This is a genomic window from Labrenzia sp. OB1 (assembly GCF_001624695.1).
Taxonomy (GTDB): Bacteria; Pseudomonadota; Alphaproteobacteria; order Rhizobiales; family Stappiaceae; genus Roseibium.
In genome coordinates this window covers 185611-198031 of the sequence record NZ_JSEP01000002.1, presented here as the reverse complement: position 1 = coordinate 198031, position 12421 = coordinate 185611, and the positions used below count along the sequence as shown (strand labels likewise).

The window sequence follows — 12421 nt, the reverse complement described above, 5'->3', positions numbered from 1 at the left end:
AACGGCGCAGCAGGTCGGCCGGGGGCACCCGGTCAGCCGTTCTTTTTCGGAGCTGGACCGTCTGTGTCGTCGTCTGCGCCGGCCTTCGCGGACGTTGGCTGTGTTTCGGAGTTGTTATCCGCCGCCAGGCCCGGCTGGTCTTCTCCCTCATCATCGGGCGAGGTCTGGTCGAAGTTGTAGATATCGTCTTCGTAGGCCGGAAAATCTTCAGGCGAGATAACATATTCTTCTTCGTCAGCGTCCAGTGGTTCGGCGGAAATGACCGAACCGACCTGGGCGGTAGAGGCATATTCGAAGTCCGTCTTTTCCTCCGCCGTGAGCGCACCGCGCGTCAGCACGCGGGTCAGGATGAAGGCAACCATCAAGACGTTGGCCCCGACGACCATGATGTACAGACCGGAAGGGCCGGTCTTGCTCATGACAAGCGAGGCGATCAGCGGTCCCGCGATAGAGCCGATCCCGAAGGAAAGCAGCATGCCGGACGAGGTTTCGACAAAATCCTCATGCGCCGCGTGGTCAAACGCATGGGCAACCGCAATCGCGTAAAGCGGCTGGCAGAACATGCCAATAACAACGGCACACAGAATGGCGATCTGAAATTCACCGGGCGAAAACAGCACGATTGCAAGGGCAACGGCCGCTGTTCCCCCGCCAAGGCCGGCCATGACAAGGCGCCGGTCGAGCTTGTCCGACAGTCTGCCGACCGGCCACTGGGCGATCAGGCCGCCGCCGATAATCGCAGCCGCGTAAAAGGCGGACTGCGTGGTCGACAGGCCTATCTGCGATCCGTACAGCGGCGATAACGTCAGCAGAGCCCCTTGCGAACAGCCGACAAAAAGAACGCCGACAAACGCGGCTGGAGAGTTCTTGTAGAGCTGTGCGGGGCGGAAGCGCACCAGCGTGATCGGCGCGGGCTGGTTGGAGGTGGTCAGGGCAACCGGCATGACCGCAAGGCTGACCATCACCGAGGCGATCACGAACGGCACGAAGGAGGAAATGTTCATCGTGGCGATGGAAACCTGCCCCATCATGAGAGCGCCAAACAGGATGAGAATGTAGGTCGACATCACGGTGCCGCGATTTTCGTTCGTGGCGGTCTCGTTCAGCCAGCTTTCCACGATCATGTAGAACCCGGCCAGGCTGAAACCGGAAATCAGGCGGATGATCATCCAGGCATAGGGGTCGATAAGCACCGGGTGCAGGATCGCGGCTGCCGACATCAGGGACACCAGTGCGGCGAATGCGCGGATATGACCTGCCCGCATGATAATCAGCGGCGCTCCCAGACAGCCGAGCACCATGCCGAAGAAATAGGCCGAAGACACCAGGCCGATTTCGAAGTCGGAGAAATAGAAGCGGTCTGCGGCCAGCGGCAGGAGGGTTGTCTGCAGGCCATGGCCGAAGATCAGCAGCGCGACGGACAACAATAGAGCGGACACGGAAAGAAGCGTCTGAGCCACGGCTGTCTCCTGAAAATCGGGCTAAAAACAAAAGCGCCGGTTCGAGCCGACGCGTTTATTCTTCCGATCAGCATTTTCAGGTCTGACAGCGGGTGTCAATCAGGTTCTGGGCGCGCGCGCCGCGCAAACCCGCAAAGGACGCTTCTGTTGCCGTTTGTGACGGTTTATCGCCGCATCCGGAGCTCTCAGGCCCGCTGAGGTGACCTCAGGGATTGAGATCCGAGCGCTGTGAACACGGTTTTCAGGATACCGTCACAATCGAGACCGGCCTTGGCATACATGGTGTCCGGCTTGTCGTGATCGAGGTAGACATCCGGCAGTGCGAGCGTGCGGATCTTCAGGCCGTTGTCGAGCAGACCTTCGTCCGCAAGGCTGGTCAGGACATGGCTGCCGAATCCGCCCGCAGCGCCTTCCTCGACGGTCACGAGTACTTCGTGCGAGCGGGCCAGCCGGCGGATGAGATCAATGTCCAGCGGCTTGGCGAACCGGGCATCGGCCACGGTCGTCGACAGACCGGCGGCGTCCAGTTCATCGGCTGCCTTCAGGCATTCGCCCATACGGCCGCCGAAACTGAGCAGGGCGACCTTCGTGCCCTCCCTGCGGATGACACCCTTGCCGATCTCGAGCACGCTGCCGCGCTCCGGCATTTCCAGGCCGACGCCCTCGCCGCGCGGGTAGCGGAAAGAAATCGGTCCCTCGTCATAGGCGACGGCTGTTGCCACCATATGCCTGAGTTCCACTTCGTCGGCGGCCGCCATCACGACGAAGCCGGGCAGGCAGGACAGGAAGGCGGTGTCGAAGGCACCCGCATGGGTCGGCCCGTCGGCGCCCACAAGTCCGGCGCGGTCTATCGGGAACCGAACAGGCAGCCCCTGGATCGCCACGTCATGGATGACCTGGTCGTAAGCCCGCTGCAGGAAGGTGGAGTAAATGGTGGCGAAGGGTTTGAAGCCTTCGCTCGCAAGACCGGCTGCAAAGGTCACCGCATGCTGTTCGGCAATGCCGACATCGTAGGTGCGTTCCGGAAAGGCCTCGCCGAAGAGGTTCAGGCCGGTTCCGTCCGGCATGGCTGCGGTGATCGCCACGACCTTGTCGTCGGTTTCAGCTTCCTTGATGAGCGATGTCGCGAAGACATTGGTGTAGCTCGGAGCGTTTGCCTTCGGCTTCGCCTGCTTGCCTGTGACGACATCGAACTTTGCCACGCCATGGTACTTGTCCCGGGCGCCTTCCGCCGGACCGTAACCCTTGCCTTTCTGGGTGACCGCGTGGATCAGCACGGGGCCCTGGTGGGTGTCGCGGACATTCTTCAGCACCGGAAGCAGATGTTCCAGGTTATGGCCGTCCACCGGTCCGACATAATAGAAGCCGAGTTCCTCGAACAAGGTTCCGCCGGTCCAGAAGCCGCGGGCATATTCCTCCGCCCGGGCGGCTTTCTCGAACAGCGGCTTGGGAAGATTCTTGACGATGTTCTTCGCCGCGCCGCGCAGGGACTGGTACGTCGGGCCAGACACAAGCTTTGCCAGATAAGCCGACATCGCGCCGACGGGCGGCGCGATGGACATGTCATTGTCATTCAGGATGACGATCAGCCGTGATCCGAGATGACCGGCATTGTTCATCGCCTCATAGGCCATGCCCGCGGACATCGCACCATCTCCGATGACCGCAATCACGTTGTTGTCGCCGCCCTTCAGGTCACGGGCAGCTGCCATTCCCAGGCCGGCCGAGATCGAGGTGGAGGAATGCGCTGCGCCGAAGGGGTCATAGACGCTTTCTGTGCGCTTCGTGAAGCCGGACAGGCCGTCGCCCTGGCGCAGGGTGCGGATGCGGTCACGGCGCTCCGTAAGGATCTTGTGCGGGTAACATTGATGACCGACATCCCAGATGATCCGGTCATCGGGTGTATTGAACACATAATGGAGGGCGACGGTCAGTTCCACGACACCAAGTCCGGCCCCCAGGTGGCCACCGGTTATCGACACGGCATCTATCGTCTCGGTGCGCAACTCGTCGGCAAGCTGTTGGAGATCGGCTTCCTCTAGCTCGCGCAGATCCGCGGGCGAGGCCACCTTGTCGAGAAAAGGCGTATGGGGTTTGGAAGTCACTCTGTCGACGGCTCCGGGAGTTGCAACATGGCGGGCAGGCATACACCAACCCGATATAGGGCGCAAATTCGGCAAATGGAATGCGGCGTAACAGCATCGGTTGTGAACAGATGCGTACCCAAGTCGGGAGTTGGCTCCCGGAAAGGTTGTAAAATTAGGGGTTGAGCTTGTGGATTTTACGTAACTTCGGACGAATTTCGGCCCAGTCACCCTTTTGGGTGATGCATCTCCTACTGATCTGTCTTAATGGACTATTCGTGGTCGATGGGGCCACGTGCACAGTGATCAACTAGGGGTCGTATTTATGCGGCCCCGTTTTTTTATGCGCACGCACCTGCGAGTCCGTAAAAATCCGGTCGCCCGCCCGCATCCAACCCGGAGACTGCCGGAAATCCGATGGAAAAATTGAGCGGAGGGCCGCCTGGCGGTTTTGTTGCGGCATCAATCCTGTCCGTCACAGAATGTTCAGAAAAGGCCCGCCAGTTGGTGTACCAGCCTTGCGAGTTGAAGCTGCGTGTGCACACCGGTTTTCTCGTAAATACGCCGAAGATGGGTCTTGGCCGTATTGCGGGTGATGTCGAGATGCTCAGCTGTGACATGCATTGAGCCGGTCATCGTCAGATATCTTGCCAGATGGGCTTCCGACAGAGACAGGTCGTAGAGGTCGTGGAGGATGTTCTCGACGTCCTCGGACAACTCTGCCGTGGCGGCGATACGGATCAGGAAAAACGGTGGTGCGACATCGTCTGAATTCGAATAAGACGAGGCGGCGCTTTCGACACTTTCAATGGAAATCCGTTTGAGCGTTCCGTCCCGGCCTGTGATGTACACGGACCGCGCCATTGGTGTTTCGCCGTTTGTGGCGCGCTGGTGACCTTCGGCGAGCGCGAGAGCCTGAAGACCGTTTTCAAAATCCTTGTTTCTGACCAGTAGCCTGAGGCTCGACCCGCCGGCCAGCCCCAGTTGCTGAAGCATCTCCAGTGCCGTGGGAGTCTGCACCAGAATATCGCGATTGGCATTGATGAGGATCGCAGGACTTTCGAGAGCGGACAGGAACGTGCGGTGGATTTGAACGAGGGACCTCTCCTGTTCGAGTCGCAGGAAGGTATGCAGGCCGGGCGCGAGTGCCTTGACGATTGTCCTGAAGGTGTCGCTTGCGACGGCGCTGTCGATTGTGTCCGCCGTATGAGCTGTGAACAGGCAGGCGAACAATATTGTTGAATTTTTTGTTCGCCTGAGAGGAGAAACAAGTCCCGGAGCGCGGGATAGCAGCCTCATCTGATGCTGCTCCGGCTCATCCTGACCGGTCGCGGACAGGTCCATCCGGTCCGGGCCGTCGCCGCGCAACGCATCCGGTGGGGAGCTGTTGCCGCCCGTATCTGCGTCGATCGAGGTTTTGCAATAGGGTTGGAACAGGGATGCTTCGGCGATCAGAAACTGCAGCGCGGTGCGGCTACTGGACATCCGTATGTTTTGAAAGATTTCACCAAGTTGTCGTGCTCGCCGGTCTTCGCCGAATTTCGGTGTCGGATCGCCGTTCTGATCAAAATCCACCAGAAATGATCTGCAGTCCAGTTGTTCTTCGATGAGCTCAAGAATGGAATTCCATCCCTCAGGTTGCGCAGAGCACTCAAGAACGCGCATAAGTAGTTTTGCTTCATCTGATTTACTGAGTTCGGGCATTGAATACTTTATCTACTAACGATTACATTTGAACTCCACAGTTTGTTAAATATTGTTAACAATTATCTAAGCCGAGCGCAACGGAAATAATAACCGAAAGCTGCGCGAATATAATGGATTTCTCCATGATCAAGTATATTAAAGAGTCTGGTCTTGTCTAAGACATCGGGCAGGCAAGTGTCGGGCGTAAATGCAACCGATTGAAAACTCTCGGAAACAGGCTCAGCAAAGAGCGCGGGTTATCGGCTCGCGCGCGCGTTTTTCAAATCCGGAGAGATATGTACCTCGTTGAGGAGGGTGGCAGTGGGATCTACTGGGGATCCAGAGCGCCGGTTCCGCTTGCTTCGCCATTCTGACCGAGCTGGATTTTCTCCACCTTCGCTTCGGCTGATTTCAGAAGCGCATCGCAGTGCTTGCGCAGGGCGTCACCGCGTTCGTACATGTCGATGCTTTTCTCAAGCGGCACATTGCCCTGCTCAAGTTCGCGCACGATGGTCTCCAGCTGCTTGAGCGCCTCTTCGAAGGAAAGGCCGGAAATGTCTTTGGCTGCATCGCTCATAGCTGCGGTCCCCGGTATTGATCTCTGGATGTCGGTTGATCTTCAGCGCAAACTTGCGGTCCAAAGGGCCGAGGTCAAGGTCTGATTTCAAATTCGGCCCGGTGGTCCCCGTGGTTTTGCCTCCCGAACCTGCTGGTGCGGCTCAGCCCGTCATGAGGGTCATGACATGGGCGGCGACCGAGCGGGCAAGTCCTTCCAGATCATATCCGCCTTCCAGCAGCGAGACCACGCGGCCGTCGCTGTGCCTGTCTGCGACATCCATGAGAGCGCGGGTCGCCCAGGCGAAATCGGCTTCCACCAAATTGAGTCCGCCAAGCGGGTCGCGTGCGTGTGCATCGAAGCCCGCGGAAATTATGATGAGCTCCGGAGCATAGCTTTCCAGGCGGGGCAGGATGACGGCTTCGAAAGCTTCCTTGAAGACAGCGCCGTCATCACCATGGGAAAGAGGCACATTGACCATCGTGTTGGCATCGCCGCATTCCGAGGCGGCACCGGAGCCCGGATAAAGCGGCATCTGATGCGTCGAGCAATACATCACCTCGGGATCGTTCCAGAAAATATCCTGGGTTCCGTTACCGTGGTGAACGTCGAAATCCACGATGGCGACCCGTCCGATGCCGTGGACTGTCCGGGCATGGCGGGCGGCAACGGCGGCGTTGTTGAAAAAGCAGAACCCCATTGTCCTGTCTTTTTCGGCGTGGTGACCCGGAGGCCGGGAGGCGGAAAAGGCATTGCTGACCTTTTTGGCCAGAACTTCGTCCACGGCGAGACAGGCTCCGCCCGTCCCTCTCAACGCGGCTTCCCAGGTTCCGGGAGACATTGTGGTGTCGGCATCGACCCTCGTCGTGCCTTCTTCTTTCGGGGCCAGCCTGTGAAGCTGGTCGATATAGCTCATCGGATGCGCCCGGGCGATATCTTCCAAAGCGCCGACTGGAGCAAGATCCCGCTCCAGCGACTGGAACTTTTCGTGTTCCAGTATCCGGTCTATGGCGCGTATCCTGTCCGGCCGTTCCGGATGGCCGACCGGCGTCAGGTGATCAAGATACGACGGATGGTGGAGCAGAAGTGTGGACACTGAGAGCGTTTCCGGGCGGCTTTGTTATGGGGAATGACCTGCGTCATGAACCAAAGCTATCAGAGCGGTCGCCGGTGCTTCTGTCAATTAACGATGGGGAGTAGACGGGAAAGGCCGGATATCGGCAACAGGACAAAAAAATGGCCGGCAATCATGGCCGGCCGTTTAAAGGTGCGAGCACCGCAATGCCCGAGGGGAGGTCCGCTGCATCTCAATTTCAAAAACAGATTACGTGATTCCGGTAAGCTTTGGCGAGCCTTTAACCGTTATCCATTTAGAACGTGGTGTAGAAATCGCGAAAATTGACCCGTGATTATCAACTGCCATCGATTGTTTTGCTTAGGCTTTTTTGATGCTTGGTCATTGTGTTCTTGAGAACTTCAAGACGGAGAACTTGCTGAAGTCGCCGAATAACTTAATGCGGTCCGGATTGAGTGCAAGTGGCAGGTTTCTCGCAGGAGTTGCTGATTTTTAAGGCTTTTCCGCAGGATAGCGAGCTTTGCTGTCACCTTCCCGGTTGCCGGTATGACCGGATATCGGCGTCTGTCCGGGCGCTGCCCGGTCAATCGCGCGGTGCAGCTGCCCGGCGCAAACGGTCGTTGATCGCTTCGCCCAGTCCAAAGTTGGGGATAAACTGCACCCGAATGGTGCGGGCACCGCTCGCATCCAGGGTTCGCATGGCCTGAAACAGGTTGGCAGCTGCCTCGGTGAGGTTTCCCGAAGGGCTCAGATTGACCTCCGCCAGGGCCTCGGACGCACGGGGGAGTATATCGGGACCGAAGGAAAGCAAGCCGTCTTTCGGGTGCGCTTCCGGCGCGTTCAGGAACACAGCCGCCGCAGGCGCGTAATGCGAGGACAGCATTCCCGGAGCTGCCGGTGCGTCCGCGCGCATATCGGAAGAAGCACCCTGCAGCGGATGACCGAGAACGGTTTCGATGTCCTGGCGCGAAATGCCACCGGGACGCAGCAGGCGCGCCGTATCATCGCCCAGGCCGACGATGGTCGACTCGATCCCGACCGTGCAAGGTCCGGTATCGATGACGAAACTCAGGGACGGGCCGAGATCCGTAATCACGTCACCGGCGGTCGTCGGGCTGATCCGGCCGGACCGGTTGGCGCTTGGTGCGGCCAGTGGCCGGCCGGTGTTCTCGGACAGGAACCGCATCACCGGACCGTCCGGAAGACGCAGGGCAACGGTTTCAAGCCCTGTGGTGGCGAGATCGGATATCCGGCAAGTCTTGCTTTTGGGCACGACCAGCGTCAGCGGGCCGGGCCAGAACGCTTCAGCCAGCGCCAGGGCTCGCGAGTCGAAGACACCGTGCTCCATGGCCGACTCGAGAGAGGCGACGTGGGAAATAAGCGGATTGAATTGCGGCCGCCCCTTGGCTGCGAAGATCCCGGCACAGGCGGTCCCGCTGGTGGCGTCTGCCGCCAGACCGTAGACGGTTTCGGTCGGTACCGCGACCAGTTCACCTGCGACCAGCGCTGCGCACACGGCCTCCGCTTCGGAGGTGTCCTGCCAATCCCGGGACTTCAAGTCGGGCGTCCAACGTTGCATTGCCGGTCTCTTCATGACGGGTGCGTCTGTTTTCACCGAAAACCTGCGCACCTGCCGCTGCGATATGGGTTGACGTTTACGTCAACAGGGCTACTGTCCTGTCAAACCACTGTCTCATGCGCCTTTTGCGGAGAACCACTGCCGTCGTCAAGCTTTGAGCAGTAAAACAGCCGGTTGCCAGCAGCGGAGAAACTGGCGAATGAGGGATCGACAAGCTTGTTCTGAAGATGTGGAGGGCTGAAAAGTCGATCAATTTTAAAGTGTTAGAGCATCCTGATTGCTTTCAAGGCAAAACAGGCTGCCTTGGGAGGACATGAATGTATCGCGCGCCGGTCGATGAGATTGCTTTTACCCTGAAACATGTCTGTGGCCTTGATGACCTGCAGAAAAACAAGCTTCATGCGGAGCTCGGTGACGATCTTGTCGATGCCATTCTGACCGAGGCCGGCCGGTTTGCCTCCGAGGAAATCGCACCGCTCAACGCCGTCGCGGATCGGCACGGAACCCCCTTCCAGAACGGTGAGGTCACAACGTCTCCCGGCTGGCGGGACCTCTATCATGCCTGGATCGAGGGTGGCTGGAACGGCTTGTCGGCGTCCCCGGCCACTGGTGGTCAGGGGCTGCCCCAGATGCTCTCCGCCGCTGCGCTGGAGATGTGGAACTCCGGCTCGATGGCCTTCGCGATTGGCCCGACGCTGACCATGGGCGCGATCGAGGCGATGGAAAAACACGCTTCCGAAGATCTGAAGGCGAAATATCTGGAGAAACTGGTTTCCGGGGAGTGGATGGGGACGATGAACCTCACCGAACCTCAAGCCGGATCCGACCTCAACGCACTCAAGGCGAAGGCGGAACGCAATGACGACGGGACCTACCGGGTTTTCGGCCAGAAGATCTTCATCACCTATGGCGATCACGATCTGACCGACAACATCATTCATATGGTTCTGGCGCGCCTGCCTGATGCCCCCGCCGGGACGAAGGGTATTTCGCTGTTCCTGGTGCCCAAGATTCTTGTCAATGACGACGGCTCGCTGGGCGCGCGCAACGATGTTCGTGTGGCCGGGGTTGAGCACAAGATGGGCATTCACGGCTCCCCGACCTGCACCATGATCTATGGCGATGAGGGCGGAGCGACGGGCTGGCTGATCGGTGAGGAAAACCGGGGTCTCGCCTGCATGTTCACCATGATGAACAACGCCCGTCTCGCCGTCGGCATTCAGGGTCTCGGTGTCGCCGAGCGCGCTTATCAACATGCCCTGCAGTATGCGCTGGACCGCAAGCAGGGCAGGGCACCGGAGGATAGGGGCGAAGGGATGAGCCCCATCGCCCGCCATCCCGACATCAAGCGTATGTTGCTTGCCATGAAGTCCAGAACCCAGGTTGCCCGCGCGATCTGTTACGCCTGCGCGCATGCCATCGACATGACGAACGGAGCCGAGGACGATGATACCAGGAGGTTCTGGAGCGAACGCGCCGGCCTGCTGACACCGATCGCCAAGGCGCTGTCGACCGATTTCGGTGTCGAAGTGGCCTCGCTTGGTGTTCAGATCCATGGCGGCATGGGGTTCATCGAGGAGACGGGCGCCGCACAGCATCTGCGCGACGCGCGTATCGCGCCGATCTATGAAGGCACCAACGGCATTCAGTCCATTGATCTTGTCCTGCGCAAACTGCCGTTGTCGGGCGGAGATCACATCAGGGGCTTCATTGCCGAGCTCAAGGCCGTTGCCGATGAGGTCGCCGCCTCCAACCGGCCGGAATTCGGCGCGACAGCAGAACGCCTCGCAGCCAGCATCGAGGATCTGAGAGAGGCGAGCGACTATATGCTGGCAGCCCAGTCAGAGGGCCGGATCGCCGACGCTCTTTCAGGTGCGACGCCTTACCTGCGCGTGGCCGGACTGGCACTCGGCGGGGCGCTGCTCGCCAGGGGGGCGTTGCGCTCCGTGGGGGAACCGGCACAAAGGCTCGCCGAACGGACTTTGCTCGCCCGAAATTTCTGCGAGACCACGCTCTGCGAAACAGCCGGTCTGAAGTCGGACATCCTGCTGTCGGCCGAAGCCATCCAGGCGTTCGATGCGGAAGCTCTGGCATCCTGAAGTGCCGCACGGGAGAACCCTATGATCCTGAAAACCATTGAGAACGGTGTCCAGATTCTGCGGCTGGACCGGCCGGAAAAGAAAAATGCCCTTACAGGGGCCATGTATACGGATCTCGCCGAGGCTCTGGAGGCCGGGAACACGGATGACGGCGTGCGCTGCCATCTGATCTGCGGCCAGCCGGAGGTGTTTACGGCGGGCAATGACATTGGCGATTTCCTGCAATACGCCGGCAAGTCCGGCATGACGGAAACCCCGGTGGTCCGTTTCCTGCGCGCGCTGGTGCGCAACGAAAAGCCGCTTGTGGCCTCGCTCGACGGCATCGCCATCGGCGTCGGTACGACTTTGCTGATGCATTGCGACATGGTGTTCGCCAGTCCGCGCACTGTTATCCGCTCCCCCTTCGTGGATCTTGGCCTCGTGCCGGAAGCCGGCTCCAGCCTGTTAGGGCCACAGATGCTCGGTCAGGCTCGTGCTTTTGAACTGCTTTGTCTCGGCAGACCCTTTTCAGCGCGAAAGGCTGAGATGGCGGGCCTTGTCAACGAGGTGGTGGAAGGCGATGTCGATGCCGCCGCCCTGGACTGCGCCAGGGAGATCGCGGCCAAGCCGCCGGAGGCGATGGCGCTGTCTCGCAAGCTCCTGCGCGGCGACACCGGCCCGCTTTCAGAGCGCGTGGAAGAAGAAATCAGGATCTTTGCAAGCCGGCTGAGTTCGCCGGAAACGATAGCCGCATTCCAGGCTTTCATGTCGAAATCCGGGAAGACTTAGAGACAGAGATATCGGCTGTCATCGGCGGCAAGTGCCTTGAAAAACGAACATGCGCCAGAACGGCGGTAATCCGGAGAACTAGAAGATGTCACTGAATGGCAAAACCCTGTTCATCACAGGCGCCTCGCGCGGGATCGGCAAGGCAATCGCACTCAAGGCGGCTCGGGACGGCGCCAACATCGCCATTGCCGCCAAGACCGCCGAGCCGCATCCAAAGCTGGAAGGCACGATCTTTACGGCCGCCGAGGAGATTGAAGCAGCCGGTGGCAAAGCGCTCCCCCTGGTTGTCGATGTGCGCGATGACGAGGCCGTGAAAGCTGCAATCGACAAGACGGCCGCGGAATTTGGCGGGTTGGACATTCTGGTCAACAACGCAAGTGCCATTCAGTTGACCCCGCTGGCCCAGACCGACATGAAGCGCTTCGACCTGATGCACCAGGTCAATACGCGCGGCACGCTGGCGTGTTGCAAACACGCCGTCGAACACCTCAAGAATGCCGACAACCCGCACGTCCTGATGCTGTCACCGCCGCTCGACATGCAGGAAAAATGGTTTGCTCCGTTCACGCCTTACTCCATAGCCAAATACGGCATGAGTCTAGTGGTCCTGGGCCTTGCCGGCGAGCTGCGGTCAAAAGGGATTGCGGTGAACGCACTGTGGCCGCGCACGACCATCGCGACGGCGGCGATCAAGAACATCATCGGTGGCGACAAGATGATGCAACAGAGCCGGACACCCGATATTCTTGCCGATGCCGCTCATGAAATATTCACATCGCCGGCGAAGGAGTTCTCCGGCCGGTTCCTGATCGATGACACTTTCCTGGCAAGCCGGGGCGTCACCGATTTCAACAGGTACAGGGTCGATCCGACACAGGCGCTGGCGCCGGATTTTTTCGTGCCGGAGGACAGCGAGGCCCCCTGCGATCTCGGACCGCTCAAAGGCTGAGCATCTGCGCAAAAAGCGGATGAACAGGCTTGCATTGCCGCGCCTGTTCATGCAATTTGCCGGAGCCGATGAGGGCGGCATCCGGATCCGCGGAAAGCGCAAGCACCCTGACAACTGACGACATATGCCGGTTTTTCACCTGCGCCCGAAACCAGCGGATCGCCC

At 59.6% G+C, this 12421-nt stretch carries 9 protein-coding genes; 3 read left to right on the top strand and 6 right to left on the bottom strand.

Annotated elements, in window-relative coordinates:
• Positions 1 to 32: 32 nt before the first annotated feature.
• The 6 genes from OA90_RS03200 to OA90_RS03175 form a co-directional block, all read right to left on the bottom strand.
• The gene (locus tag OA90_RS03200; protein ID WP_068407063.1) at positions 33 to 1460 is read right to left on the bottom strand and encodes an MFS transporter; all 1428 of its coding nucleotides are present in this window, start codon (positions 1458 to 1460) and stop codon (positions 33 to 35) included.
• Positions 1461 to 1645: 185 nt separating this feature from the next.
• Positions 1646 to 3607, bottom strand: a complete 1962-nt coding sequence (gene dxs / locus OA90_RS03195) for a 1-deoxy-D-xylulose-5-phosphate synthase (protein ID WP_068407060.1) — start codon at positions 3605 to 3607, stop codon at positions 1646 to 1648.
• 423 nt (positions 3608 to 4030) lie between these two features.
• On the bottom strand, positions 4031 to 5029 hold the full coding sequence (locus tag OA90_RS03190; protein WP_156510367.1) for a hypothetical protein: 999 nt from the start codon (positions 5027 to 5029) through the stop codon (positions 4031 to 4033).
• 529 nt (positions 5030 to 5558) lie between these two features.
• Positions 5559 to 5807 carry an exodeoxyribonuclease VII small subunit gene (locus OA90_RS03185; RefSeq protein ID WP_068407054.1) on the bottom strand — a complete coding sequence of 83 codons (249 nt, stop codon included), beginning with the start codon at positions 5805 to 5807 and terminating at the stop codon, positions 5559 to 5561.
• A gap of 142 nt (positions 5808 to 5949) precedes the next feature.
• On the bottom strand, positions 5950 to 6882 hold the full coding sequence (locus OA90_RS03180) for a histone deacetylase family protein (protein ID WP_068407051.1): 933 nt from the start codon (positions 6880 to 6882) through the stop codon (positions 5950 to 5952).
• A gap of 562 nt (positions 6883 to 7444) precedes the next feature.
• Positions 7445 to 8440, bottom strand: a complete 996-nt coding sequence (locus tag OA90_RS03175) for an L-threonylcarbamoyladenylate synthase (protein WP_068407776.1) — start codon at positions 8438 to 8440, stop codon at positions 7445 to 7447.
• A gap of 317 nt (positions 8441 to 8757) precedes the next feature.
• Between OA90_RS03175 and OA90_RS03170 the strand changes: the two genes are divergently transcribed.
• From OA90_RS03170 to OA90_RS03160, 3 genes are all read left to right on the top strand, one after another.
• The gene (locus tag OA90_RS03170) at positions 8758 to 10539 is read left to right on the top strand and encodes an acyl-CoA dehydrogenase (RefSeq protein ID WP_068407048.1); all 1782 of its coding nucleotides are present in this window, start codon (positions 8758 to 8760) and stop codon (positions 10537 to 10539) included.
• Positions 10540 to 10560: 21 nt separating this feature from the next.
• The gene (locus OA90_RS03165; protein ID WP_068407045.1) at positions 10561 to 11307 is read left to right on the top strand and encodes a crotonase/enoyl-CoA hydratase family protein; all 747 of its coding nucleotides are present in this window, start codon (positions 10561 to 10563) and stop codon (positions 11305 to 11307) included.
• An 85-nt stretch (positions 11308 to 11392) separates the two neighbouring features.
• Positions 11393 to 12256, top strand: a complete 864-nt coding sequence (locus OA90_RS03160; RefSeq protein WP_068407042.1) for an NAD(P)-dependent oxidoreductase — start codon at positions 11393 to 11395, stop codon at positions 12254 to 12256.
• The last annotated feature ends 165 nt before the right edge of the window (positions 12257 to 12421 follow it).